Source organism: Parasutterella excrementihominis YIT 11859 (assembly GCF_000205025.1).
Lineage (GTDB): Bacteria > Pseudomonadota > Gammaproteobacteria > Burkholderiales > Burkholderiaceae_F > Parasutterella > Parasutterella excrementihominis.
This window is the reverse complement of the sequence record NZ_GL883700.1, coordinates 1-25,797: the sequence shown is the minus strand read 5'-3', so window position 1 is coordinate 25,797 and position 25,797 is coordinate 1. Positions and strand designations below refer to the sequence as shown.

General features: G+C 46.9%; 20 protein-coding genes and 1 pseudogene. 14 read left to right on the top strand and 7 right to left on the bottom strand.

Annotation, left to right across the window (positions count from 1 at the left end):
• Positions 1–30: 30 nt before the first annotated feature.
• From HMPREF9439_RS05425 to HMPREF9439_RS05400, 7 genes are all read left to right on the top strand, one after another.
• On the top strand, positions 31–1,089 hold the full coding sequence (locus HMPREF9439_RS05425) for a quinone-dependent dihydroorotate dehydrogenase (protein ID WP_008811299.1): 1,059 nt from the start codon (positions 31–33) through the stop codon (positions 1,087–1,089).
• Between the two features lie 5 nt (positions 1,090–1,094).
• Positions 1,095–1,592 carry an RNA 2',3'-cyclic phosphodiesterase gene (gene thpR / locus HMPREF9439_RS05420; protein ID WP_008811298.1) on the top strand — a complete coding sequence of 166 codons (498 nt, stop codon included), beginning with the start codon at positions 1,095–1,097 and terminating at the stop codon, positions 1,590–1,592.
• A 16-nt stretch (positions 1,593–1,608) separates the two neighbouring features.
• Positions 1,609–3,609 carry a heterodisulfide reductase-related iron-sulfur binding cluster gene (locus tag HMPREF9439_RS05415; protein WP_244862399.1) on the top strand — a complete coding sequence of 667 codons (2,001 nt, stop codon included), beginning with the start codon at positions 1,609–1,611 and terminating at the stop codon, positions 3,607–3,609.
• 59 nt (positions 3,610–3,668) lie between these two features.
• Positions 3,669–4,472, top strand: coding sequence for an IclR family transcriptional regulator (locus HMPREF9439_RS05410; protein ID WP_008811296.1), 804 nt, complete (start codon positions 3,669–3,671; stop codon positions 4,470–4,472).
• Between the two features lie 276 nt (positions 4,473–4,748).
• Positions 4,749–4,892, top strand: a complete 144-nt coding sequence (locus HMPREF9439_RS13455; protein ID WP_244862398.1) for a twin-arginine translocation signal domain-containing protein — start codon at positions 4,749–4,751, stop codon at positions 4,890–4,892.
• A gap of 9 nt (positions 4,893–4,901) precedes the next feature.
• Positions 4,902–7,145: a DMSO/selenate family reductase complex A subunit gene (locus HMPREF9439_RS05405; protein ID WP_244862397.1), complete on the top strand. Its 2,244-nt coding sequence runs from the start codon at positions 4,902–4,904 to the stop codon at positions 7,143–7,145.
• 10 nt (positions 7,146–7,155) lie between these two features.
• Complete coding sequence (locus HMPREF9439_RS05400; RefSeq protein WP_008864053.1) at positions 7,156–7,761, top strand: DMSO/selenate family reductase complex B subunit; 606 nt, start codon at positions 7,156–7,158, stop codon at positions 7,759–7,761.
• Positions 7,762–7,846: 85 nt separating this feature from the next.
• Here HMPREF9439_RS05400 and HMPREF9439_RS05395 read toward each other — a convergent pair whose 3' ends face one another.
• Both HMPREF9439_RS05395 and HMPREF9439_RS05390 read right to left on the bottom strand, forming a co-directional pair.
• Positions 7,847–9,607, bottom strand: coding sequence for a cation:proton antiporter (locus HMPREF9439_RS05395; RefSeq protein ID WP_008864052.1), 1,761 nt, complete (start codon positions 9,605–9,607; stop codon positions 7,847–7,849).
• A 345-nt stretch (positions 9,608–9,952) separates the two neighbouring features.
• Positions 9,953–11,719, bottom strand: a complete 1,767-nt coding sequence (locus tag HMPREF9439_RS05390) for a cation:proton antiporter (RefSeq protein ID WP_008811291.1) — start codon at positions 11,717–11,719, stop codon at positions 9,953–9,955.
• Between the two features lie 425 nt (positions 11,720–12,144).
• Between HMPREF9439_RS05390 and HMPREF9439_RS05385 the strand changes: the two genes are divergently transcribed.
• The 5 genes and pseudogenes from HMPREF9439_RS05385 (at position 12,145) to HMPREF9439_RS13450 (ending at position 16,812) form a co-directional block, all read left to right on the top strand.
• Complete coding sequence (locus HMPREF9439_RS05385; protein WP_008864051.1) at positions 12,145–12,639, top strand: phosphate-starvation-inducible PsiE family protein; 495 nt, start codon at positions 12,145–12,147, stop codon at positions 12,637–12,639.
• A 119-nt stretch (positions 12,640–12,758) separates the two neighbouring features.
• Positions 12,759–14,552 (top strand): flavocytochrome c, encoded by a 1,794-nt coding sequence (locus HMPREF9439_RS05380; RefSeq protein ID WP_008811289.1) that lies wholly within the window; start codon positions 12,759–12,761, stop codon positions 14,550–14,552.
• A gap of 214 nt (positions 14,553–14,766) precedes the next feature.
• Positions 14,767–15,540 carry a Sir2 family NAD-dependent protein deacetylase gene (locus HMPREF9439_RS05375; RefSeq protein ID WP_008864049.1) on the top strand — a complete coding sequence of 258 codons (774 nt, stop codon included), beginning with the start codon at positions 14,767–14,769 and terminating at the stop codon, positions 15,538–15,540.
• A gap of 132 nt (positions 15,541–15,672) precedes the next feature.
• Positions 15,673–15,951, top strand: a pseudogene (locus HMPREF9439_RS13620) (4Fe-4S binding protein); the annotation flags it as partial.
• 159 nt (positions 15,952–16,110) lie between these two features.
• Positions 16,111–16,812: an NADH-quinone oxidoreductase subunit I gene (locus tag HMPREF9439_RS13450; protein WP_244862396.1), complete on the top strand. Its 702-nt coding sequence runs from the start codon at positions 16,111–16,113 to the stop codon at positions 16,810–16,812.
• A gap of 5 nt (positions 16,813–16,817) precedes the next feature.
• Here HMPREF9439_RS13450 and HMPREF9439_RS05365 read toward each other — a convergent pair whose 3' ends face one another.
• On the bottom strand, positions 16,818–17,393 hold the full coding sequence (locus HMPREF9439_RS05365; protein ID WP_008864047.1) for a hypothetical protein: 576 nt from the start codon (positions 17,391–17,393) through the stop codon (positions 16,818–16,820).
• Positions 17,390–18,685: an amidase family protein gene (locus tag HMPREF9439_RS05360; protein WP_008864046.1), complete on the bottom strand. Its 1,296-nt coding sequence runs from the start codon at positions 18,683–18,685 to the stop codon at positions 17,390–17,392. Before HMPREF9439_RS05360 ends, HMPREF9439_RS05365 begins: the two co-directional genes overlap by 4 nt.
• 177 nt (positions 18,686–18,862) lie before the next feature.
• Between HMPREF9439_RS05360 and HMPREF9439_RS05355 the strand changes: the two genes are divergently transcribed.
• A complete protein-coding gene (locus tag HMPREF9439_RS05355; RefSeq protein ID WP_008864045.1) occupies positions 18,863–20,656 on the top strand; it encodes a flavocytochrome c in 1,794 nt (597 codons plus the stop codon).
• A gap of 395 nt (positions 20,657–21,051) precedes the next feature.
• Here HMPREF9439_RS05355 and HMPREF9439_RS05350 read toward each other — a convergent pair whose 3' ends face one another.
• The gene (locus tag HMPREF9439_RS05350; protein WP_008864044.1) at positions 21,052–21,504 is read right to left on the bottom strand and encodes a DIP1984 family protein; all 453 of its coding nucleotides are present in this window, start codon (positions 21,502–21,504) and stop codon (positions 21,052–21,054) included.
• Positions 21,505–21,524: 20 nt separating this feature from the next.
• Positions 21,525–22,544, bottom strand: coding sequence for a hypothetical protein (locus HMPREF9439_RS05345; protein WP_008864043.1), 1,020 nt, complete (start codon positions 22,542–22,544; stop codon positions 21,525–21,527).
• Between the two features lie 236 nt (positions 22,545–22,780).
• Here HMPREF9439_RS05345 and HMPREF9439_RS05340 point away from each other — a divergent pair, with 236 nt between their 5' ends.
• Complete coding sequence (locus tag HMPREF9439_RS05340) at positions 22,781–24,190, top strand: amidohydrolase family protein (protein WP_008864042.1); 1,410 nt, start codon at positions 22,781–22,783, stop codon at positions 24,188–24,190.
• 126 nt (positions 24,191–24,316) lie between these two features.
• On the opposite strand, the gene HMPREF9439_RS05335 is transcribed toward HMPREF9439_RS05340, so the two are convergent.
• Positions 24,317–25,180 (bottom strand): GIY-YIG nuclease family protein, encoded by an 864-nt coding sequence (locus HMPREF9439_RS05335; protein ID WP_008864041.1) that lies wholly within the window; start codon positions 25,178–25,180, stop codon positions 24,317–24,319.
• Between the last annotated feature and the right edge of the window lie 617 nt (positions 25,181–25,797).

Sequence of the window (25,797 nt, the reverse complement as noted above, 5' to 3'; positions counted from 1 at the left end):
GACCTTTTTACAGTCCTAAGACGAAAAAAAATGAACTCAATTTACAAACTTGCTAAGTCAGTTTTGTTCCGTTTTACCCCTGAACAAGCTCACCACATTATTCTTTCGAACCTTGACTGGGCTACTCAGCTTGGCGCTCAGAAACTTGTAACTCGTTCCTTCCCAGAAAATCCTATTGAAATCATGGGGTTGCGCTTCCCGAACTGCGTTGGCTTGGCAGCCGGCATGGATAAGGACGGCGAGCATGTCACAGCCTTCGGCGCCTTGGGTTTCGGTTCCGTTGAAATCGGTACTGTAACTCCTAAAGGTCAGCCCGGTAATCCTAAGCCCCGCCTCTTCCGCCTGATTCCCGATGAAGCCATCATCAACCGCATGGGCTTCAACAACGTCGGTGCTATTCAGGTTGCTAAGAATCTCCAGAGCGCCAGAGCCTTCCGCAACCGCGGAGGCATCTTAGGCATCAATATCGGCAAGAACAAAGTCACGCCCAACAGCGAAGCCTTATCGGATTACAAGAAGTGTATGGATCGCCTCTACACATCCGGTGATTACATCGCGATCAACATTTCTTCTCCGAACACTCCTAACCTTCGCGACCTGCAGGCTGATGCAGAACTCGATAAGCTCCTTCTTGGTATCGCTGAACATCGTCAGCGCTTAGCCGATGAAAACGACGGCAAGATCGTCCCGATCGCCGTAAAGATTGCACCTGACCTGTCTGATGACGGCGTCAAACATGCGCTGGACATCATTGTTAAGCACGGCATGAACGGCGTAATCTGCACGAATACCACCATTTCCAGAGAACCGGTCGAGCACAGCCCGCTCGCTAAAGAAACCGGCGGCCTTTCCGGCAAACCTCTTATGGCTCGTTCTACCGAAGTCACAAGAATGGCCTCCGAGCATCTCCAGGGTGCGCTGCCGATCATTGCTTCCGGCGGCATCATGAGCGCTCAGGACGCCGTCGAGAAAATGGAAGCCGGTGCTTCTATTGTTCAGCTCTATACAGGTTTCATCTACAAAGGTCCGGAACTGATCGCTGATTGCTCCGAAGCCATTGCTCAGTGGCGTGACCAACACGGCAGATAAGTTTTATGAAGTGCTTTATCGGACTTCCCGCTGCGCCTAGCGTCATTAATAAATTAGTGGACGCTCAGGATAGAGCTTTAAGTTTCGATGCGGGCGCGCGGCCTGTGCCGAAAGAAAATTTTCATTTGACTTTGGCTTTTATCGGAGAGATCGAACCCGATAAAGCCCGGTTAATCGCTCAGCTTCTGCCTCTTACGACTGACTTTAACGGCAAAAGCTGGCTGATCGACAACAGCGGCCTTTTCATACGTCCTCAAGTGGCTTGGGTCGGCGGCAGCGCCTCTCCGGAGATAGAACATTTGGCCCGCGAATCGCGAGAGATTTTGGATCGTCTCCATATCTCTTACGACAAAGGCCGTTTTAAACCGCATATCACCATTCTTCGGAAATCGCATTTGGCTGAACCTGTCATTCAGCATCCTTTTGAATGGCCGATTTTGCGTCCGAGAATATTTGAATCTCGATTAAATTCCGACGGTCGTCGGGAATATGTACCTCTTTAACTTAGAGAGATTGACTATGAATGGAGTAGACATCGTCACTCGTCCGGGATTTTGGAATATTCCCGTCTGGGCCATTATCGGCATCTATGTTCTCGGCATCGCCGCTGCGATCTGCTGTGCAGTGGGCATCCGCAAGTCCTACCTACTTTGGCGTGCCGGCAAGCCCTACGCCATGGACAAGGAAACCAAGCGCCGCTGGGGTTTCTTTGTTAAAGAAGGTCTGGAGCAAAAACGAATCATCCGCAAACCCTTAGGCAGCTGGCTGCACTTTTGGATTTTCTGGGGTTTCGTTTTCCTCTTCTTCGGTACCTGCCTGGCCGTTTTAGACTGGGACATTGGCAAACTGGTCTTCGGCAAACAGTTCTTGGCCGGGAATGTTTACTACTTCTATAAGTTCATTCTCGATATTGCCGGTGTCGTCTGCTTGATCGGCTTAGGCATGGCCTTTTACCGCCGCTTTATCAAGCAGGGCAAGCAGTATGAGAAATCCGTCCGCTTTTTGTGGATTTTGGGTTCTCTTGCCGTCATTATCCTTACCGGCTACATCGTTGAAGCGCTTCGCTTAGCTGCCGAGAATCCTCCGTATGCTTCTTGTTCTCCTGTCGGAAACTTCCTGGCTAAGGTTTTCTACTCCGGCATGAGCAAGGAACAGCTGGAAGCTCAGCACCTCTACATTTGGATCCTCCACGGCGTCATTTCCTTAATGTTCGTCGCCGCTATCCCGATGACGTACTTCGCTCATATGTATAAGAGCCCGACGAGCATCTACTGGCAGAGAACCAAACCGCGCGGCCTCGTGGAAAAGATCGACAACATCGAAGAACAGGAAAGCTTCGGTATTTCCAAGTTCGGCCAGTTCAATTGGCATGATCGTCTCAACTTTGACGCATGCGTCGAATGCGGCCGATGCACTTCTGTCTGTCCGGTCAACCGCGCCGGCGGTCCTCTTGATCCTCGTGAAATCATTCTTTCTTTGAAGAAACGAATGATGGAAGGCTACACCAAGACCGAAGAAGTCTTGGTACCGGATGTTGTTTCCAAAGAATCCCTTCTGGCTTGTACGACCTGCGGTGCCTGTGTCGAGCAGTGCCCTTCCCGCATTGAAATCGTCAATACGATCCAGCAGATGCGCCGTTCTCTGGCTCTAGAAGAAGGCCAGTTCGCCGAAGGCGTGGCTAAAACGCTTCAGAACATTCAGTCCGTCGGCAACCCCTGGGGCTTGGACCCGGATACCCGCTGGGCTTGGCTGGAAGGTTTAGACGTTGCCTTTGCCGAACCGGGCGTTCACTACGACATCCTTTACTGGGTCGGCTGCTCTGCTGCCTACGACAAACGCAATCAGAAGATTGCGAAGGCAATGATCAAGATCCTCAAGCATTCCGGCTTGTCCTTTGCCATGATGCAGGAAGAAATGTGCAATGCCGAGTTTGCCCGCAGAGTCGGAGAAGAGTATCTCTATCAGATTCAGACACAGACCAACATTGATAATCTGCGCCAGTACAACTTCAGCCGTTTGTTGGCGGCCTGCCCGCACTGCTTCAACACTCTTAAGAATGAGTATCCCGAGTTTGAGCGCGGTCAGTTCAACGTGATTTCGCACCTGCAGTTCATTGCGGAACAGATGGATTCCGGCAGACTCAAGGCAGAACTTTCCGAAAAAGAAAGAGTCGCCATCCATGACGCGTGCTATTACGCTCGCTACAACGGTATCGTGAACGCTCCGAGATTTGATTTGAATAAAGTCAAAGGCTTAGAGACCGTCGATCCCAAGGAATGGGGCACTTGCACAACGTGCTGCGGCGCCGGCGGCGGACAGTTCTGGACCGATACGGACGCGCCCGAGCGACTGAACGTGATCCGTCTGAAGGCAGTCGTCAACGATACCGGCTGCGACAAAGTTGCAACGAGCTGCCCGTTCTGCTTATCCATGTTCGACTCTGCGAAATCTCAAGAAAAATCACTATCTGAAATTTCTATCTCAGATATCGCAGAAATTATTGCAAAAAATCTAAAATAACAATCATGGGCGGTTGATATTACCGCCTTTGATTTATCAATAAAAACAGATGCAGTCTCATGGATCAGTCCGTTAGTAAAGCAAACATTCAAGTACTTGATCGGGCCAGTGCAATTCTTCGAGTCCTGACCCAGCATCACGACCCTGTGAATTTGAAGGTCATTTCTGACGAAACCTGTCTTCACATCTCTACTTGCCACCGTATCCTTTCCGATTTAGTTCGCCTTCGTTTTGTGGAGAAAGGCGCCTCTGCCGGAACTTATCGTTTAGGTTTGCGGTTCCTTCAGCTCGGAAACCTGGTGAGAGAAAGAATCTCGGTTCGTGATACGGCAAGAACCGGAATGCAGCGTCTGCATAATCTCACACGCCAGACAGTCAATCTCTCAATTCGTCAAAACGACAATATCGTCTATATCGATCGTATCATGCGTGAGCGTCCGGGCATTCAAGTCGTCCGTACGATCGGCGCTACTGCTCCCCTGCATACCACGAGTTCAGGAAAACTCTTCTTAGCCGAAGATTCTTTCGAGCAGATTCGTGCCTATGCTTTGCGGACCAACCTTGAAAAGTCCACTCCGAACAGCATCGGGGACATCGACACCCTTCTGACTGAAATCTCCAAGATCAAAACTCTTGGTTTTGCGCGAGATGAAGAAGAACTGGAAATGGGGGTTCGCTGTGTAGCCGCAGGCATCCGTGACGACTCCGGCAAATTAGTTGCCTGCCTTTCGATCTCCTCTCCCGCCAGCAGTTTCTTAGAAGGCTGGATCAGCGAAATCAAACACACTGCGGATGATATTTCCGAACACTTAGGTTATGTAGCAACGCCCGGTGAGCTATACGTCCGACCCGACTTTACCTAAAGAATTATTTCTTGCTTAGGTCTCCGAATTGCGAGGCCTTTTTCTTTTTTACCATAAAACAAATATTGGATTTTTCCTATATCTCTTTTTGATTATTTGTTAGCTAAATATTCATTGAGAGGGTTTATCGTTGTCGGGATTTCGCAGACAAACAACTACTCGTTATTACTAGATTCACACTCTTGACCTCATCCGAACGTATTAAATACAATTTTAGGCAACAAAGACCCCTAATCTTTGTTTACCCACCCCAAAATTAAAAAACAAGGAGAGCACATGTTCAATCTTCCACAGAGCACTTTCGGAAGAAGAAGTTTCCTGCGTTTTTCAGCACTCAGCGTTGCTGCAGGCAGCTTTTTGATGAATCCGATCTCTAAAGCCGTTGCTCAGGCGGTTAAAGAAATTGAACCTTTCTACTGAAATGCCTGCGTGATTAACTGCGGCCAGCGCTGCCCGCAGCGCTGCTTTGTCAAAGGCGGCCAAGTCATTCGCGTTGAAACTGACAACACCGCCGGTGACGCCTGCGATCATCGTCAGATTCGCGCCTGCTTGCGCGGCCGTGCATTAAGACAGCGCCTGTACTCACCGGATCGACTGAAATATCCGATGAAACGCGTCGGTGAACGCGGCGAAGGCAAATTCGAACGCATTACTTGGGATGAAGCCATCAAAACCGTGGCAGACAACCTCAAGAGAACCGTTGAAAAATACGGCAATGAATCCGTCTATTGGCAGTATTGCTCCGGCCAGCAGTCTCTAGTGAACTCCAGACGCGCTTGGTGGCGCCTGCTCAACCTCATGGGCGGCTACCTTAAGTACTATGGTTCTTACTCCACCGCCCAGATCGGCGCAGCCATGCCTTACACCTACGGCGGTCGTCCCGGCTCAGACATGAGTGAAATCGGCAACGCCAAACTGTATGTCACATTCGGAGGCAATACTTTAGTCACACGCGGATCCGGCGGCGGTAAAGGCTATCAGCTCGAATGCGCTAAAGAAAAAGGCCATCCGAAATCCATCATGATCGACCCGATGTACAACGATACCGTTGCCGCAGGTATGGATCAGTGGATTCCGATTCGTCCGGGTACGGACGCTGCCTTAGTCGAAGCCATTGCCTACGAACTGATCAAGAATAACTGGGTCGACCAGGACTTCCTTGATAAATACTGCGTCGGCTACGACGAAAAAACACTCCCCGCCTCTGCCGCAAAAGGCAGTGACTACAAGAGCCACATTCTCGGCAAAGGCAAAGACGGAATCGCTAAAACTCCGGAATGGGCTGCCAAGATTACAGGTATCCCGGTAGAGACCATTGTTCAGCTTGCTAAGGAAATGGGCACGACTAAGCCCTGCTTCATATCTCAGGGCTGGGGTCCTCAGCGTCAGGCTAACGGCGAAGAAACCGCTCGCGCCATCGCCATGCTGCCGATTCTTTTAGGTCAAGTCGGCTTGCCAGGCACGAACCCGGGTGATGCCGAAGGCAACTCTTCTCTGCCAGCTGTTTATCTCCCGATCGGCAAGAACCCTGTTAAAGCCACGATCCCTGTCTTCATGTGGACGGATGCCATTGTTCGCGGTAAAGACATGACCGACATTACCGACGGTATGCGCGGCGTCAAGAAGCTGGACCACGATATCAAGATGATCGTGAACTCCGGCGGCAACACCACGATTAACCAGCACTCCGACTCAAACGCAACGGATAAGATCCTTCGCGACACATCTAAGTGCGAATTCATCGTAGTCTGCGACAACATGATGACACCGACCTGCCGTTATGCCGATATTCTTCTTCCGGACGTCCTTGGTCCTGAAACCGACGACATCGCCTGCCAAGGCGGCTCTAACGGCGGTACGACTTCCATGCTGCCGATGCACAAGGCTGTCGAACCTCAGTGGGATCAGAAGACTTCGTACGAAATCTGCCGCTTGATTGCCAAGGAACTCGGCAAGGAACAGGAATTCACGGAAGGAAGAACTCAGCTGCAGTGGCTCGAATGGTGCTACAACGAAACACGCAAGAAAGTTCCTCAGCTGCCTGATTGGGATACGTTCTGGAAAGGCGGTCCTGCTCAAGTCTACGGCTGGAGAAAGAATCCGGTTGCGCTTTCCGAATTCAGAGCCGACCCGGTTAAAAACCCGCTTAAGACTCCGTCCGGCAAGATTGAAATCTATTCCGAACGTCTTAACAATATCGCCAATACCTGGAAGCTGAATCCCGGCGATGTGATCTCTCCGATTCCTATCTACTTCAGAAACTGGGAGATGTACGGGGATGAACTGCAGAAGAAGTATCCGCTGCAGTGCTACGGTTTCCACCATCACGGCCGTATTCACTCCACCTTCCACAACCTTCCCTGGCTGCGTGAACAGCATCCTGACGTCGTCTTTATGAACGTTTTGGACGCTAAAGCACGCGGAATCAACAACGGCGATTTGGTTCAGATCTTTAACGATCGCGGTATCGTCGAACTTCCGGCAAAAGTTACTTCAAGAATTATGCCGGGCGTTGTGAGCATTCCTCAGGGCGCTTGGTACACGCCGGTCAGCAAGAACGGTAATGTCGTCGACGTAGGCGGCAACATCAATACGCTTACCTCGCTGCGCCCGAGCCCGCTGGCCAAAGGCAATCCTCAGCACACCAACCTTGTAGAAGTCCGTAAGGCCTAGGAGAAAAAAGATGACACAACTTGGATTTTTTGTTGACGTATCAAAATGCTCCGGCTGCAAGACTTGTGCCGTAGCATGCAAGGACGCACATAACCTTCCCGTGGGCATGAACTTCCGCAAAGTTCATGAATACGCCGGTGGAAACTGGAAACAGGCTGCTGACGGATCCTGGACACAAGACGTGTTCGGTTATTACGTCAGCTTAGGCTGCAACCACTGCTCCGGCCCTGCCTGCGTTAAGGTTTGCCCGACAAAAGCACATCACAAACGTGCAGAAGACGGTTTGGTGGTCATTGATGCGACGAAGTGTATCGGCTGCGGACTTTGTGCACAGGCTTGCCCGTATCATGCACCGGTATTGGACGAAACTGCTCACAAGATGAGAAAGTGCGATGCCTGCTTTGACCGCTTGCAGAGAGGACTTCAGCCGATCTGTGTGGAAAGCTGTCCTAATCGCGCTATCGAATTCGGCGAAATCGAAGAGCTGCGTAAGAAATACGGCAAACTTGCTGAAGTTGCTCCTTTGCCCTCTGCTTCTAAGACACAACCGAATTTGGTTTTGGTTGTTCCTGCTCAGGCTCGCCCTGCAGGAGATACTTCAGGTACTGAGTACTAACCGAGTATTTAATTGAAATCGCAACAGGCGCCGAAAGGCGCCTGTTGTACATAGAGTTCGAAAACTCGAGCCAAATTAAGAAGAACTAGAGTGCTCCTCTTTCAACTGCTTTTCGTTCTTCTGCCTCCTCTTCCCGAATTTTTTGGTCTTCGGATTCTTTGCCAAAACGGCTCATCGTGAATTGAACGATGGCTTGCGCCAAGAGCTCGTCCGGTACAAAAGCCTGAGCAACACCGTCCGCCTTAAGGGCCTTAGCATCTTCTTCGTTTTCGGCAGGCATGACTGTTTCAATGGTCGGTCGCAGGATCTTGGCTGTTTCAACAATCTTGCGGCAAAGGATCTCATTTTCAATTGCCAGAACAAGAATGGCCGCTTCATGTATATGAGCTTGGATAAGGACAGCAGGATCTGTAGCATCTCCGTAAATAGAATTAACATTCCTCTCTCGAAGCTCTTCAATAACCGAATGGTGATCGTCTACCACTACAACGGAAAGATGTCGTTGAAGCAGCTCTTCGAGGATGATTTTCCCCTTTTCTCCATAACCGACAAGAACCACATGACCGTGGAGGATGTCGCTACCGACGCTGTCCGGCATAAGTGCCATTGGATCGATACGCGCGTCCATTCTTCTAGCGAATCCCCAACGCTTTTTTATGAAGTCGCGAGCCGGTCCGACCGTTGCAAAGGCAAACGGATTCAGGGCGATAGAAATAATGGCGCCGGCCAATACTAAACTCATGCCTTCTTGCGGCAGGATCTTGAGCTGAAGTCCAAGTGCAGCCAAAATGAACGAGAATTCACCGATCTGAGACAGTGCGGCAGCAACCGTTAAAGCAGTGTGAAGCGTATAACGGAATAACAAGACCAGACCAAAAGCAACAAGACCTTTGCCTAAGATAATAATGGCAAGCACGGCCAACACATGCAAGGGCTGTTCGTAAAGGACATTGGGATCAAACATCATGCCGACGCCCACAAAGAAGATAACCGAGAAGGCATCTCTAAGCGGTAGTGACTCCATCGCAGCGCGATGAGAGTAACGGCTTTCACGCATCACCATGCCGGAGAAGAAGGCACCCAATGCGAAACTGACATGGAAGATCTGCGCTGCACCGTAGGCAATACCGATTGCAAATACCAACACTGAAAGCGTAAAGAGCTCGCGGGAACCCGTCTTAGCAACCTGGCGAAGAAGCCACGGAAGCAGGCGTTTTCCGACAACCAGCATCAGGATGATGAAACCGAATACTTGAGCCAGCGTGATGCCGACAATCTGCCAAAGCGGCAAAGAAGCCTCGGTATTTTGCAGAGGAGAACCCAGCAAGGAAGCCAGCGGAGGCAGGAGCACCAAGATCAAGACGGTCATGATGTCTTCGACGACCAACCAGCCCACGGCGATTTGACCGTCGCCGCTTTCCAGAATGCCTCGGCTTTCCAAGCCTTTCAGAAGCACAACCGTGGAGGCGCAGGAAAGACACATACCAAAGACGATGCTTTGTCCCCACGGCCACCCCCAGAAATGGGCCAAAACCGCGCCTAAACAGGTCGCCAGGCCCATCTGAAGAATAGCTCCGGGAACCGCGATATTCTTGACTCGAATGAGATCGGTCATAGAAAAATGCAAGCCGACGCCGAACATCAGCAGCATGACACCGATTTCAGAGAGTTCGGAAGCAATATTAACATCACCCACAAATCCGGGTGTTGCGGGCGAAATAATAATACCGGCGAGCAAGTAGCCAACCAATGCCGGTACTTTGATGCGCTCCATGAGGAAGCCAAGCGCCCAGGCAATCGCAAAACCGATCGCCAAGGTCGAAATCAAGCTAAAACTATGACTCATCGTTCGTTTGTCCTATGCCGGCAAAAATTTAATGCAGATTGCTAAAAATTCTTTGAGCGTAACCGTTCTGTACACTTAAGCGAATTGCATGACTCGGAGGATCCAACCGGTTCGTCCACGCAAATTCAGGCAATATTCTACTTTCGAGAAAGCTTTCTGAGACTGACAAATGGGACTTTTCCGCCCATCTTAGAAATCTCGCTTTTGACGCATAATTTCTATAAGGAATCAAAGGGATAAATACTCTTATTCCTTATTCGCTATTTCTTAGAAATCGAACAATTCCCAAAGGCGACACACGAGATTAATAAGGAAGCTGAAAAACTCAGCTTTCTCAATAAAATATTAGGGATTGACTTCAGGATGCTGTGAAGGGGGCGCCGGGTTGACATCACTGTTAACTGCGATTTCTTCGTCCACCGGAGAATCGCCTTTAAGGATTGCCAGACGGACCAACTTATCCATTTCTTGGGACAGAATCACAGAAGCCTGAACGACCGTTCCCAGGTTATCCGCTCTGAAGTGGTTAGCTTCTTGGTCAGTAGCGGCTCGAAGGATAACCTTAACACCTTGATTGATCAGCTTGGCAGTTTCTACGACCTTGCGTTCCAAAATCTCATCACGGATTGTCAGAACAATCACGGCAGCGTTTTGCACGTGAGCTTGAAGCAGAACAGACGGATCCACGGCATCGCCTTGAATAGCGGTATATCCGTTCTTACGCAGCTGAGCCACCAGGGAATCGTCTTTGTCGACGATAACGGTTGGGATTTCATCTTTCTGAAGAGCTGCTGTTAACTTACAGCCGACGTCGCCGTAACCCACAATGACGATATGACCGGTGATTTTCTTCTTTTCGACTTCGTCCGGCATAAGAGACTGTGGATCCGGGCGAGCAGCCGAAATACGAGCCAGTTTGCTGCGTTTTTTAAGGAATTCAGCGACTTTCGGAAGGGTAGCAAAAGCAATCGGGTTAAGCGCAATCGTCAAAATCGCTGTTGCCAAGACGAGATTCATGCCTTCGTCAGAGACGATGCCCATGGACTTTCCTAGGCTCGCCAAGATGAACGAGAATTCACCGATCTGTCCTAAACATGCGCCGAGTGTCAAGGCGGTGTGCAAGGGATAACGGAACAGCATCACTAATAATGCGGCGATGATCGGGTTAATGAAGAGGATTAAAAGCAGCACGCAAAGCAGATGCCAAGGATGTTCGACGATCACCATCGGATTGAACATCATGCCGACACCGACGAAGAAAATAACCGAAAAGGCATCTCTCAGCGGAAGGGATTCCACGGCTGCTCTATGGGCATACTTGGATTCACGCATCACCATGCCGGCGAAGAAGGCACCCAAAGCAAAGGACACATGGAAGACTTCAGCGGCGCCGAAGGCAATACCGATGGCCACTGCCAATACGCAAAGCGTAAAGAGTTCGCGGGAACCGGTTTTGGCAACCTGCCAGAGGAGGTACGGCAGCAGACGGCGCCCGATCACCAGCATCAGTACGATAAAGACGACAACCTGAGCCAAGGTTATAAGCAGAAGCTGCCAGAGCGGCTGAGAAGAAGTCTGAGCCTGGCCTGTGAACACTGAAGCCATTGGCGGCAAGAGAACTAAGAGCAAGACTGTGACCATGTCCTGCACGATCAGCCAGCCCACTGCTACGTTGCCGTCGAAGCCTTCGAGCATGCCTCTTGCCTCCAAGGCTTTGAGAACAACGACCGTGGAAGCACAGGATAAACAGCAGCCGAGAAGAACTGAATGACCTACGTCCCAGCCCCAAAGCCAGCTTAAGCCAAAACCGATTAAGGCTGACAAAAGCATTTGGCAAATCGCGCCCGGAACAACAAGGCCTTTGACCTTCAGCAAGTCTGTCAAGGAGAAATGCAGGCCCACGCCGAACATCAGGAGCATGATGCCGATTTCAGCCAGCTGGTTGGCCAAGTTCAAATCCACATCAAAGCCGAATACCGACGGCGAAACCAAAATACCGGCGAGCAAGTAGCCGACCAATGCCGGCACTTTTAATTTTTCTGCCAAAAACCCCAGGACCAAAGCGACACCGAAACCGATCGCTAAGGTCGAAATGAGAGAAATACCTTCCATACTTTTACCGCGTGCGTTTATTCGTTATTCCGCATCCTTTTAAGAGAGCGAGTTTGGTTCGCACTTGAGCACAATCCAATGCCCCCTCCACTTATTAATCGCTGCCATTACCTGGCAAAAATGTGCTCCAATTCTAAACACTCAGATCGAAGGATTCCTCTCAAAATTTAAAAACAAGTATTTTTTGTTTGTCTAGTAGTTTGCTAAATAATTTTTCAGCGATCAACCGTTTGTTCAACAGTTACTTTTCTATTTATTTTCAAATAGATGAATCGAACAGTTTGATTTTTGATGAACAAAAAGTTGCAATCCAAGATCGCTTTCGCCCATTCTTGGTAGATTGCTACTTATTAAGCCGCACTAGCCTCTTTTTTTTCTCATAATGCAGGCATGGGTCGCGGGACCCATTATTAATCAAGAAAAAAATGAATAAACCAATCATCGCAAAAATTAACGACAAGTTCGAAACCCTTCTTCTGATCATTCAGGCAGGCGCCCTGATCATCATCACAATTGCGACCGCAGTCGCGATCGTGGCCGAAGGTTATGACATGTTTGCGACCAAGAGCATCGGCTTGGCTAACTTACTGCTCTTGTTCTTATTCATCGAGATTTTGTCGATGGTCAGACAGTATTCGCTCGGACAGCATGAGTTAAAACTCAAGACGCCTCTGGTCATTACTGTTGTGGCTGTTGCTCGTTACCTCATTATTAATATGGAACATCTAACGAGCAAGTGGATTCTTCTTACTTCTGTTTCAATTCTCATCTTAACGATCTCCCTCCTGATATCCCGTCAGATTAAAGGCCTTCATGATGATATTGAGGAAGAAAACCTCTCTTCCCTGCAGAAGCTGAGCGGCAAGCTCTCCGGAATAGTCTGCAAAAAGAAAGACATCCAGAAAGACGATAACCCATAGTACTTATACCTATTCATTTTCTCCTATTGTCTCTTACAATTTGTAATAAGTACCTCTTGTGGGTACTTTTGTAAGACAACGGTATGGATCTTTCCCGTACCTACCAAAGGAGAAAACTAATGCTTTTGACCAAACTTTCCGTGGCTGTCGGACTTGCCGGCGTTGCACTCGCAGCCAATGCAGTCACCTATACACCCGGAACTTACACTGAAAAAGTCAACGGTCATAATGCTGCCTTCACCGTCAAGGTAACCGTCAGCAAGAACAAGATTGAAAAGATTGAATATCCTGACAACCTTGAAACTATCGGTGTCGGCAAAGTCGCTCTGGACAAACTGTCCAAGAAGATTATCGATCGCCAATCTCTCGGCGTAGACAATGTTACCGGCGCAACCATTACTTCCTTCGCATTGAAGGGCGCCGTTAAGAAAGCACTCGAACAGGCTAAGGTTTCCAAGGCTGACATGGCCAAGCTGATGAAGAACAGCGAAAAATACACTGCTCTTCCCGCTGAAATCAAGACTAATGTTGTCGTTGTCGGCGGCGGCGGATCCGGCTTAGCTTCTGCTATCGCTGCTCAGCAGGCCGGTGCCAAAGTTATCGTTCTTGAAAAACTCGGCATCCTCGGCGGCTCCACCAACGTTTCTGAAGGCGCTTTGAACGCAGCTGACCCGCAGCGTCAGGGCAAACAGGGTATCGAAGACTCTATCCAGAAACACTATGAACAGACCATGAAGGGCGGCCACAATATCGGCAATCCTGATCTGGTTCATTACCTGACTGACCATGCTTTAGAGTCCGTTCATTGGCTGGAAAGCATCGGCGTTAAGTTTAAAGACGAAGTCGGTACTGCTACGGGTGCTTTGTGGCAGCGTTCTCACTATCCTGCTACTCCGTCCGGCAACACCTATATTCGTTCCTTCGAAAAATACATCGCCGCTCATGGCAACGACATGAAGGTCTACACCGACATGGACGCGGTCTCCCTGATTCAGGACAAGGCCGGCCGTGTTATCGGTGTAGTAGCTAAAGACAACCACACCGGCAAGACCACCAAGTTCATGGCTGACAAGGGCGTCATCCTGGCAACAGGCGGCTTCGGTGCTAATGTTGCTCTTCGTCAGAAAGTCAACACCGGCGTGTTCAAAGACTATGACCTCGGCAAGGGCATCGGCTGCACGAACTTCAACAAGTCTGCCCAGGGCTCCGGCATCATCATGGGTGAAAAAGTCGGTGCACACGTTATCGGTATGTCCGACATTCAGGTTCATCCCTGCGGAACTCCGGGTACAGGTTTGATGGAAATGGTTCGTACATCCGGCCGTAACCGTCTGTTCATCAATAAGGAAGGCAACCGCTTCGTAAACGAAGGTGCTCCTCGTGACGTCTTGGCCAAGGCTATCTTTGCACAACCCGGCTCTACTTACTACGTCCTGGTTAACCACCTCCGTTATCCGTCTCTTGACTGGGTTGACGCCAACGGCGCCAAGATGAAAGACATGATCGACCTCGGTCGTGTTGTTTCTGCTCCGACACTTGACGAACTGGCCAAGAAACTCAACATGCCTGCTGCTAACCTGAAGAAGGCTGTTGAAGACTACAACGGTGTTGTTGCCGGTACATACAAGGATCCGCTGGGCTTCGTCGCCAACAACAAGGCTGACAAGCAGATGACTGAAGGTCCTTGGTACGCCTGCCAGAAGGTTCCGACTGTTCACCACACCATGGGCGGACTGGAAATCAACACCAAGGCTCAGGTTCTTGACGCCAACGGTAAGGTTATCCCAGGTCTTTATGCTGCTGGTGAGACCACAGGCGGTATCCACGGTTCTAACCGTTTGGGCGGCAACGCCATTGCTGACATCATGACTTTCGGTCGTGATGCCGGTACACATGCTGCTAAAGGAAACTAATCTTTCCAATAGCTGAAATTGTTTGATCTCTAACATGTTCGGGGATCGGAAATTTTCCGATCCCCTTTTTGCATCTTCGCTCTTTCCCTATTCTTCTGCATCGTGGATCCTTTATCTCCATATCGCGACAAATATTAACGTGAGTCTGTTTAAGATTACTAATAAGGCAAGAATCTTCTTAGGTTCTAACTAATAAAGTGACCTGGAGAAAATAATGGAAATAAACTTCAAAGAATTAACGCTTAAAGGTGATCGCCCTCTTGTATTCATCTTGTCCGGAGCGGGTCTTTCTGCAGAGAGCGGAATCCCGACTTTTAGAGATGCCAACGGCCTCTGGAGAAAATACGATCCAAAGGAGCTCGCTTCTATCCGCGCACTTGAAAGGCATACACAAGATGTATTTGACTTCTATAACGAAAGAATCAAAAACGCCGAACCGTGTCGGCCTAACGCAGCTCATATAGCAATTGCAAATTTCCAAAAGGAAATGGCTCCTTTTTGTGATGTGATACATGTCACTCAAAACGTTGACAACCTTAATGAATTAGCAGGAGCTCCACGAGTTTTCCATCTGCACGGCGACTTCCAAACTTCCTTGTGCAGAAAGTGCAAAAAGACTTTCCCAAGAGTCGGCTTCTACGAACGAGAACAGGTTTGTCCGGTTTGCGAAGCGACCAATTTCGCAATGAGACCCAATGTTGTGCTTTTCGGAGAAGTACCTTACGGCATGGATTGGATACCTTCGTATCTCAAGAAAGCCTGCGTCTTTATTTCCGTAGGCACTTCCGGCACCGTCTATCCTGCGGCCAATTTCGTGAGAGAAACGAAAGCATCGATAAGAATCAATCTTGATTTAGATCCGCTCATCCATCCATATTCCAAATTTAATCATAGAATTTATGGAAAATGCACTGAGACGCTTCCCCCGCTTCTTGAAGAATTAAAGAAAGAATTAACGTCGCGACTGAAAGAAAAGGCCACCGAATAACAAATTCAGAACATGAGTTTTCATACATCTCTCCTAACTCGCTCTCCAAATCTTTCGGAGGGCGATTTTTTTGTTCTGTTCTTCCTGCTATCTCCTAGAATAGAGGCCATCACAACCTGCTAGAAAGAAAAGATGTCCCTTGATAAAACACAGGTAATTGAACATCTGCTTGGACTGTGCCGTTCTGACATTGAGAAAAGGTACGGCGAACAAGCTTTAGATATTCATAACGCCAAGCTCACATTTGAGAAAAACCGATGCGTTAGGACTCTTTTTCCAAAATCTTCTTGTCGTCGCTGTGTTGAAGCATGCCGTGAAAAAGCCATTTTCCTCAATAACGGAACGATCGGTTTAGAAAATATCAAATGTACTGTTTGCGGAGCGTGCGTAAGTTCTTGTCCTACTGAGGCGTTTGCTTTTGCAAAGTACCCTCTTTATTCTGCTCTGTTTCAACTCAAAAAATTACTGGAAGAGAATCAAGAACATCAATCGACCAATCTCTCGGCTATCTTTACTTGCCCTAAAAGTTCGCAAGCAAAAGAACGAATTTCCGTCGGTTGTTTAGGAAGTATGAGCCCTGCGCTCTTCGTATTGGCCCAATTAACAACGGAAGCTAAAGTTGTTGTTTATTGCGGAAACTGCAGAAACTGCGCGATCAGTAACGAAGGAGACCCTGCCAAAAGCATGGCTCAAAAAATTTCCAGACTCTCAGACATACTGAAGATACAGCCGAAGATTGAAATTACTGAAACGGCCTCCGAAGAATTAGACAATTTAAAGCGCAGAAAGATCTTTAGAAAGATCTCTAATGAATTGCTGGAAAGGTCAGAAATTGCAAGCTTGAAAGGCAATGCTCCGAAAACTGAGAAAGTTTTCCCAGTGCTTGGTCGAGAGATGCTTATTGACTGCATCAAGCTGATCCGTGACAAAAAAACGGAGTATGAGATTACTGAGAAGATATTTCCGCTTCCCGGTGTTTACAAAAATACATGCACCGGGTGCAACATCTGTGTGCTGCTTTGCCCTTCCGGCTGCTTAACCTCACGAGAGAAGGACGGTCACTTTAAACTCCTGGCAGACCCTCTCAGATGCGTGGACTGCAAACGGTGTGTGGAAGCGTGCCCGGAACAAACTTTAGTTATGCGAAAACTCTCCGGTATCCCACAGATACTGGCAGACGACGTCCAAATTTTATTAACTGGAGTACGGAAGCCTATTGAAGAAGACGCGGCCTCGATAGAGGCTAGAACGAGAGAGATATTCAATATTTAATTTCCTTAGAGACTATTTCTCCTAGCTTTGAAATCCGAACCTTCTTTCAATTGTTTTTCAATGCTGGCAACGGCCTGCGGAAAAACTTCGTATTTGTCATCTATGTCAATATGACCTAGGTGGTATTCCAAGCAGTTTTGAAAATTTCTTTCATTACACGAAATCATGTCTTCCAAAGCGAGCTCGTAGCATTGCCGCTGTTCGATGACGTTTTCGTGTTTTCTGATCAGATTGAAGTTCTTTTCCAGATAGGCTCGACTGAAAATTAAACAAAGATAACTAATTGATTTTCCTTCTTCTTCTGTGAAATCTTTTTTCCAGTCCCATGGGATATAACAGCCTTCGACAATAAGGCTCTGGTTGTTTTCGATACAAGTTTTGATCATTTCCCTGACGACCGGCCAAAGCTTTTCCGTCAAAGTATCATCGTCACTTTCAGGAGTGAGGCCAGTATTACCGCTTCTGATAAGTCCCATCTTTAGGTGGTCAATCGAAACATACGGAATCTTGTAATGCTCAAGAAGTTTCTGAGCAAGATTTGTCTTGCCTGTATGGGTGTCGCCGGCGATGAGGATAATCATTCTGCTTTATTGCCTAATTTTTCAACATGTTGTGCAGCTTTAGCTATTTCAGACAACTCTTTAACAAGATGAAGAATGGCCAGATCATTACCGACACGCGCGCCAAGCATTATAGAAATAGGCGGTTTAGTCTCAAAAGAAACCGGCAAAGTGCAGCTCGGCCCTCCTCCGATTGAGAACCAATCTACAAAGTTCAAAAATCCCACAAAATCAGCATCGTAATGAGCAAGGATGTCATCAATTAAGTTTCTGGCTTTCGCCACATTTTCCTGAACCAATTTTTTCAATTCAGATTTTTCAATTTGAGGCATAGCTAACGCGTCTTCCAAACGCTCCATGCCGTAAAGATGTGCATGAGGCCTTTCTCGATAGCATTCTACGAGTCCCTCGAAAGAGCGTGGCTCATTGTCTGAGCCATATCGATGTAGGAACTTAGTTATATCAGCTCGAATATCGGTCGAACTAATTGTTTTGTAATCAAAACTGACTTCAGGCAAATCAATAAAGATAATCTCGAATCCATTGAGTTTTAGTTGAGCTAAGAAAGAACGCAGCTTAGTTTGCAGTAACTCCATCTCTCCGAGACTGCGGTTTACACATAAGATGATTCTTTTTCTACTAGGCTTGCTTTCCTTACTCCTCAATTCAAAAGATTGATCGTCAGCCGGATCGACGCCAATCATTGATAGGAAAACCTCTTTCAATAGAGCCGGATTTCGAGTCAATACACCCGGCGCATCAAAAGATGAAGACAACGGAATAATTCCGGTTCTGGAGACTAATCCTCTAGTTGGCTTAAATGAATACACACCATTTCTAAAACCCGGGATCATTAGGCTTCCTCTGGTTTCAGTGCCAAGGGCTGCATCGCAAAAACCGGCTGCGACAGCAATGGCAGATCCTGCGCTTGAACCCCCGCAGGGAAAGTTTCCATGGGGATTTTGACCGAAACCTCCTAACTCTGAATAACCATAAGGCAACACGTTCGAGGTCACAAAACCAGCTAATTCAGTCAGATGGGTTTTGCCGAAGAAATCGATATTGGGATTCCGACGCAGTCTTTGGATGCAGAAAGCATCAGGAAGTTCCAAGTCTTTTAATGCGTAGCTTCCGGCAGATGTAGGAAAGCCTGCGACTCCGATATTGTCCTTGACTAAAAGATGTATGGCTTTATCCGCCTGCGGATCTTTCCATTTTCTTACCGCATGGAGCATTCCGTTTAGATGGAGTAAGCGACTTTTAATTCCAAGAGACGATAAGGGCTTATCTAGCGGAAATGAGAGATCGGCCATTCGAAATCCTTGTCTATTTATCTATTCTCGTAACAAACAACACTACAGCTTAATCCTAAGTTGTAGACGTTTTAAGATCCGTTTCTTTTATTCTTGATCTTTTGACATTTAGCAAACTACCTAGGTAGTACACAGTGCTATAAATGTTCTTGTCTCGCAACACATCAAGGAGAATTGATGATGAAAAAAATTGCTTTGATTCCATTCATTTTATCTATGGCTTTTGCCAGTCAATCTCAAGCAGCACTGACTGACGGAGTATACGAAACGACAGTTAACGGTCACAATGCTCCGATGACTGTCAAAGTCACCATTAAAGATCACAAAATCGCAGCTATCGATACCAGTAAAAACTTGGAGAGTTTTGGTGTTGGCAAAGTAGCTTTAGACAAAACAGCTGCCGCCATACTAAAAGACCAAACAATCGGTGTTGACAACATTACCGGCGCATCCCTCTCGAGCCTCGCACTTAAATCTGCCGTTAGAACGTGTCTTCAGAAGGCCGGAGCTACGGACCAGGAACTAAAAAACTACACAAGAAAAGTCTCCCACATCTCTTCTACCCCTGTTGAATACAAGGCTGACGTAGCCATTATCGGCGGTGGCGGAACGGGCTTAGCGGCTGCCGTCTCTGCTCTCGAAAACGGCGCAAAGAAAGTGGTCATTCTGGAAAAACTTGGTTATCTCGGTGGCTCTACCAACGTTTCCGGTGGTGCCTTAAACGCTGTTGATGACAAACGTCAGAAAGCACAAGGTATTGACGATTCCGTTCAGAAATTCTATGAAGCCACGATGAAAGGCGGCCACAATGTCGGCAATCCTGAACTCGTCAAATACCTTACCGAAAACGCTTGTCCGACTGTTGAATGGATGGAAAAAGAAGGTGTTGTCTTCCGTGACAAAATTGGCGCTGCAACCGGCTCTTTAGGTCAGAGAAGCCATTATGGTAAGAAACCGGCCGGTTATGCCTATACATCTGTCTTTGAAAACAAACTCAAAGAATACGGTGACCGTGTCGTGGTCTTAACCGAGACACCTGCTTCTAAGCTGATTATGGATAAGTCCGGCAGAGTCATCGGCGTTTCCGGATTACATGCAGGAAAGCAGCCGGTCACCGTTATGGCACCGAGCGTGATTCTGGCAACAGGTGGTTTCGGAGCAAATGTTAAGTTCCGTCAGGAAGTTAACACCGGCGTCTGGAAGGAAGTCACTCTGGATAACAGAATCGGCACCACTAATATTAATAAGGCAGCACAAGGTGACGGTTTGAAGTTAGCTAAGAGCGCTCATGCCGACATTATCGGTTTGTCTGATATTCAGCTCCATCCGAACGGAACGCCCGGAACTGGCCTCATGCAGGATATTGCAACCTCCGGCCGAAATCGTCTGTTCATCAATAAGAACGGAGACAGATTTGTTTCTGAATCCGCTGCCCGCGACACGCTTTGTAAAGCTATCTTCAAGCAGCCGGACGGGACATACTGGCTGTTAATGAACAAACTTCGTTATCCGGACGAAAACAAACCCGACCGCATGGGCGTCACAATGAAGGATATGTTGGCACTCGGTCGGGTGAAAAAAGCTGATACTCTTGATGAAATGGCAAAGCTCATCAACGTCCCTGCTGATCATCTCAAAGCTGCAGTCGCCGAGTACAACAAAGCTGCATCTAACAAAGGCACTAAAGACAAGTTCGGATTTGTTGCAACTAACACAGACGACGCACCGATGACTGAAGGACCATGGTATGCATGCCTTAAAGTTCCAACGGTTCACCACACGATGGGCGGCGTCCGCATCGATACGCTTGCCAGAGCTTTGGACAAGGATGGTAAACCCGTTCCCGGGCTGTATGCTGCCGGCGAAGTCACAGGCGGGATTCATGGCGCTAACCGTCTTGGCGGTAATGCCATTGCCGACGTCTTCACCTTTGGAAGACAAGCGGGAGCCTCAGCTGCACAACAAAAATAATGGTTAAGCAGTAACTTTGAGAGCCGCAGTTGCGGCTCTTTTTCTTTGAAGATTTTTCGAGATCAAGAATTAATACTCTGTGAAGTCCGCGGCAATAAAAGAGGTAACAAAAGCACTAAACGAACTGTACGGTCAAAATAAGGCTCTTGTTAAATGACAGGAAACTTCGCCGATACGGCGTACTAGTAAAAAGATCTTGATCCCCAAACCCACCCTCGAGCAATCAAATCAAAGCGCGGTAGTCAAATGTTCTAGAGAAACTGAAAAGTACAGCCGTCGTTCTCATGTGAACTTAGTTACTTCGCAGGCCTTTACAATTAATTTTGGCCCGGGCCTTCGGGCCATGAGCAAGTAAGTTTTTTGCTTTCGCCTTTGACCGCTCTACCAATCAACTTTTAGATTAATTCAGTATTCCAGTTAGTAGCTTGAATCAAATTGTCCAATTCGCGGATGTCTTTGGCCAACTGATCAACTTTTTTCTGAGTTTCCTTAACGTTAATTGAAGGAAGGACAAGAATTTCAGATCGAGAATAACGATTTGAAACTTGAGAAGCCTGATCAATCAGATTATTCAGAGCTGTAACTTCCATGATTCTGGTGTCGCGATCGACAACCAAATCTCCAAGCAAGAAATCACCAACTTTGACGGAGGAATTTGTTGCATTGATACGTTTAATCAGAGCTGCAAGTTCTCCCCGTGTCGATTCAAGTGCTTTAATAAGCTCCGCCGGATCTTCGACCGGCTTTGAACCTTCCTGATAGATCGCGTTGTCAATTAATTTTTGACGCAGCGTTCCCATCTTTATCTGCAATTGTTTACGCTCGCGTAACGCTTCAGCTAATTTCATATTAATTAACTCTCTTAATCTTAGAAACGATACTCAACAGCGGCAAAGAAACTGTTGCGCTTAATAAAACCTGCTTCAGCAAGAATATTAAAGCTCGGAGTAATTTCCCAGCGGAAACCGGCCAACATGTTCCACGGAGACTCCATCTTTTGCTTAACGTTGAATGTGCCCTGCCCTTTGTTAACTGCGCTAATAAGGCTCTGGAGTTTTGGAGAGAAGCTCAACTTAGACAGTTTTCCATGAAAATTCTGGTCAACGTTCTGGTACATCGTGCCTACCCAGAGACTAAATTTGCTCTGAGGCAACTTAATGGTATCAATGGCAGGCAAGGCGAACCGATAGCCGACTCGAGGGGCTAATGTGAAGGCTTTGATATTACCATCAATGATATTGAGCTTAGTTCTCGTGTAGTTCAAATCCAGCAGTCCAAACCAATTTCCAACACCACCAGCAAAGGTTGTTCCTAAACCATAAGTAGTACCTTTGAATTTAAGCACAAAATCGATTCCATCCATATCGCCCATAGACTTAATGAGTTTATTTACGAAAGGATTAGTGGAGCCTACATTTATCTTTGAAATTGAACGCCCTTTGGTATGGCCGACTACTCCATAAACGTTCATAAAAGGAAATACCCAAGCATCCAAACGTAATGTTTCTGTGTGGCTTCTCTGACGAGTACTTAGAACATCAATTTTGAACAAATCAGGCTTTAAAGGCCTGTTGATAAAAGGGATAGTCAAGCCATCGAATTGGATAGATTTAACATTGATATTCTGATGAATATTCATGTAGTTAACATTGACACCATAACTTTTTGGCAGTTCATATCCCTTTTCTCGTGCTTCTTTGCCAAAAATCGGAAGAAACGGTTCGTCGTCTTCAACTTCATCCTTCTGAATCGTTGAAGTCTCCCCCGCAGGAGTGATCTCGACATTACCAGTATCCAAGGAGTAGTCCAAGGACTTTTGAGAATCTTGCTGAGCAAAAGCCGTCGTCGTAAGCAATACAGATGCCGTCACTGCAGCAAGTTTTGTCATGGAGTAAATGTTCAAAATTAGGCCTTTATTTATGTTTCTTCCGTATGAGTACGAATTGTATGGAAAGCCCTTCAAATCCTGATATCTAAATGATCTAAATGGGTAACAAAAATCGAGAAATTTCAAGAAAAAATTTTTCTAAATCTTGCAGGTTATTCTCAATATTCAAGATGCCTTGATGCTCATACAATCTCAAGCACGCAACACCAAAATCAAATCTCAGGAGAAAAATCAAAATGTTTGACTTGATTATTCGAGGCGCGCTTGTCGTCGATCCTCTTAACAAAATTAATGCAATAAAGGACGTGGCTGTCGCAGAAGGCAAAATCACCGCAATTGAAGACGAAATCTCTCTTCCTGCAAAGAAACTCATCGAGGCTTCAGGAAAAGTCTTGATTCCCGGCATCATTGATATGCATACGCATATGCGCACGGTGTTAGGCCATAAACACGCTCAGCGCATGATTGCTCTGGCCGGCGTTTGCACTACTCTGGATATGGCCGGACCTTTAGAAGACATTCTGACATCCATTCCTGGAAGCGGCGCCGGTGTCAACATTGCAATCCTTGACGCTGCCAGAGCCGGACAGACACTAACCTCTTCCCGTCCATCTCAGCAGGAACAATCCGACTTCCTGGATAGAACGCTGGAAAACGGCGGCATCGGCATCAAACTTCTAGGCGGCCATTTCCCGATGGATGTTGATATCAGTGAAAGCTTTATCGAGTTAGCGAACCAGAAAAAATCCTGGATTGCTTGGCACGTCGGTAGCACTGCCCACGGCTCGAATATCGAAGGCTTCAGAGAAGCTGTTGCTGCGGCAGAGGATAACTTCCTGCATATTGCTCACATCAATAGTTACTGCCGCGGCCAAATCTCCAATGAAACCGATGAAGCCCTTGAAGCGATTTCTCTTCTCAAGACTCATCCGAATATCTTCTCAGAATCTTATCTTTCTCCATTGAACGGAACTCGTCTGGTCGTACAGAACGATGTTCCTATCAGCAAAGTTACCGTTACATGCCTCAAGAAGCTGGGCTATGAGCCGACTTATGACGGCATGAAGAAGGCAATTTTTGACGGCGCAGCAGGTGTATTAGTTGATGACGGAGTGATCGGCAAACTTCTAAGCGGAAAAGGAGGCGTCGAATATTGGGAAAGTAAAGAAACAAAAACGACTGGCAGCTTCAAAGTTAATCCTGCTGTTAGCCGCTTCCTTATTGCAACCGCAAAACGCTCTGACGGTTCTTTCGTTGTGGATTCCTTCTCAACCGACGGCGGCTGCTACCCGCGCAACGTCATCGTTGAAAATGGACTCCTCCTTGTGAAGTTCGGAGCTCTGAATCTCAATGAATATGCGGTTAAAGCCAGCCTTAACGGAGCTAGAGCTTTAGGCCTAAAGAGCAAAGGACATCTCTCCGTCGGAGCCGATGCAGACATCTCCATTCTGGATATTCAAAATGAAAAGGCCTTTGCCACTATTGTTGAAGGCAACGTCATCATGCTGGACGGTCAGCTTTTAGGAAAAGGCACAACAATCATTTGCGATGAAAGGGGCGCCTCCACTCTGGCTAAACGCGGTATCAAGCACATTGTGAAAGAGGAATTCTCTCTGAAACAGATCACCGATCGTTTCATTCCTTAATCTGAAGATTAAGCATTAGGAGCCGTCCGAAATACGGACGGCTTTTCTGAACTTTTTTCTTCTATAAAAGAAATTTTTATTATTTTTCCTTCTTAGAAGAAATTTCAATCAGCCTAAAACGATTAATCAATAACCCTTCTCATACTGACTAAGAGTAATTCCTTTCTTGGTTTTCCATTCTGTATTTCCATTTGCAGAACGCAAAAGAACAAATTTTGCTGCACTACTCGGAGTATCAAACAAGATATCTGCTTGAAGTATGTGGTTCTCGTCAATAAGATCCCTATATTTTCTTCTGTTCGCCTTTGCGTCTTTAGGGCAAGAACGTACTGGTTTTTCTCTTAATTTACTTCCAGACAGAACGACAATCCCCTCAGGAGTCCTTATAGCCCTGGCGTTTACTTTATCTCCCTTTATTTCTTGCTTTATCAGGAAAATGACATTGGTGGTAACTGGTGTAACTGGCAAATTATTCTGCTTCGCCGACTTCTTTACTATCGGCTCGAAGACTCGACGCCCAAGAACGCTCATAACAAGTCTTGCATTTTCGATAAATTCTTCAAGCTCACTTTCCTTCTCTTCAGTGACATTTCCTTTGGGAGGTTCATTATTGTTGACAACTTTATATCTATGAGCTTCATTTGCAAGGGAGAAGAAACGATTTTCTAAATAGCTAATTTCGGTTGCACCAAGAGAGTTATTTGACGTGGTCAAAACTATCGCTTCTGACCAAAAAAAATCCTTTGATTTTGAATGGTGTTCATTTAGTCTTTGATTTGTTCCTTCTCCGTTCTTGCGAGATCTTGCTTGGCCAACATAAATAACGGGCTCAGAATCCTTATCAGAGGCTCCAATTAAAAAGTACACGCCACTGTACTTCAATTCTTCTCTTTCTCTACAAGAATCAAGTTCTTTGATTGGGATCTTGTAGACCACGCCAATCCAGTTTCCAATAGTGCATTTTATTTTTCCATCAGGCGTTCCATCCATCAAGAAAACATTTATAGTTCTGCCCGTTTTTTTTCATTTAATTTTCTCTTGTTTTTAATTTAGATTACGATTATTGTTTTAGTTAATTAATTTTAAGATTCTTTTAAAGAAATATTACCCCTTTGCATAATTCAATTTACATTTTTTTTGTGGAAAGAAAAGATTGTTCCCCTTCGAAAACTCGAGTAATTTCACTTCAGCACTTTAGGATATCTTAGTTAGATCCAACTCCGAAACCGAATTATTTGAATTTTTGTTAAGGTTTCCACGAACAAGAACTACCAAATTCAAGTTTACTCACGTTTCTGCCTTAACAAATATTGAGGTAATTTCTGATAACAATTTTGCGGGATAGCCCCGATAATGACTCCGTAAGAAGTCTTATGCGCCAATCGGTCTGACTAGGTTTTGTTTCTAAAACCTCTTCTTTGCCTCCGACTGACAAGTTTCAGGCAAACGATGCAATTAGGTCTTCAACCTTCGATCGAAGAAGAGGAGCTGACTGCATTAGCGGTTTAGCAAAAAGCTCCGATTTTCCTCCAGGAAACTCAATTCTGTGATTCGATGATTAAAACTAAATTTATTTATTAAAAGAATCACAATTCGACGAACTATAG

Bases quoted from the DNA above. Each gene is read 5' to 3' on its own strand.
- HMPREF9439_RS05425 (WP_008811299.1), top strand. From the start codon at position 31: ATGAACTCAATTTACAAACTTGCTAAGTCAGTTTTGTTCCGTTTTACC.
- thpR (WP_008811298.1), top strand. From the start codon at position 1,095: ATGAAGTGCTTTATCGGACTTCCCGCTGCGCCTAGCGTCATTAATAAA.
- HMPREF9439_RS05415 (WP_244862399.1), top strand. From the start codon at position 1,609: ATGAATGGAGTAGACATCGTCACTCGTCCGGGATTTTGGAATATTCCC.
- HMPREF9439_RS05410 (WP_008811296.1), top strand. From the start codon at position 3,669: ATGGATCAGTCCGTTAGTAAAGCAAACATTCAAGTACTTGATCGGGCC.
- HMPREF9439_RS13455 (WP_244862398.1), top strand. From the start codon at position 4,749: ATGTTCAATCTTCCACAGAGCACTTTCGGAAGAAGAAGTTTCCTGCGT.
- HMPREF9439_RS05400 (WP_008864053.1), top strand. From the start codon at position 7,156: ATGACACAACTTGGATTTTTTGTTGACGTATCAAAATGCTCCGGCTGC.
- HMPREF9439_RS05395 (WP_008864052.1), bottom strand. From the start codon at position 9,607: ATGAGTCATAGTTTTAGCTTGATTTCGACCTTGGCGATCGGTTTTGCG.
- HMPREF9439_RS05390 (WP_008811291.1), bottom strand. From the start codon at position 11,719: ATGGAAGGTATTTCTCTCATTTCGACCTTAGCGATCGGTTTCGGTGTC.
- HMPREF9439_RS05385 (WP_008864051.1), top strand. From the start codon at position 12,145: ATGAATAAACCAATCATCGCAAAAATTAACGACAAGTTCGAAACCCTT.
- HMPREF9439_RS05380 (WP_008811289.1), top strand. From the start codon at position 12,759: ATGCTTTTGACCAAACTTTCCGTGGCTGTCGGACTTGCCGGCGTTGCA.
- HMPREF9439_RS05375 (WP_008864049.1), top strand. From the start codon at position 14,767: ATGGAAATAAACTTCAAAGAATTAACGCTTAAAGGTGATCGCCCTCTT.
- HMPREF9439_RS13450 (WP_244862396.1), top strand. From the start codon at position 16,111: ATGAGCCCTGCGCTCTTCGTATTGGCCCAATTAACAACGGAAGCTAAA.
- HMPREF9439_RS05365 (WP_008864047.1), bottom strand. From the start codon at position 17,393: ATGATTATCCTCATCGCCGGCGACACCCATACAGGCAAGACAAATCTT.
- HMPREF9439_RS05360 (WP_008864046.1), bottom strand. From the start codon at position 18,685: ATGGCCGATCTCTCATTTCCGCTAGATAAGCCCTTATCGTCTCTTGGA.
- HMPREF9439_RS05355 (WP_008864045.1), top strand. From the start codon at position 18,863: ATGATGAAAAAAATTGCTTTGATTCCATTCATTTTATCTATGGCTTTT.
- HMPREF9439_RS05350 (WP_008864044.1), bottom strand. From the start codon at position 21,504: ATGAAATTAGCTGAAGCGTTACGCGAGCGTAAACAATTGCAGATAAAG.
- HMPREF9439_RS05345 (WP_008864043.1), bottom strand. From the start codon at position 22,544: ATGACAAAACTTGCTGCAGTGACGGCATCTGTATTGCTTACGACGACG.
- HMPREF9439_RS05340 (WP_008864042.1), top strand. From the start codon at position 22,781: ATGTTTGACTTGATTATTCGAGGCGCGCTTGTCGTCGATCCTCTTAAC.
- HMPREF9439_RS05335 (WP_008864041.1), bottom strand. From the start codon at position 25,180: ATGGATGGAACGCCTGATGGAAAAATAAAATGCACTATTGGAAACTGG.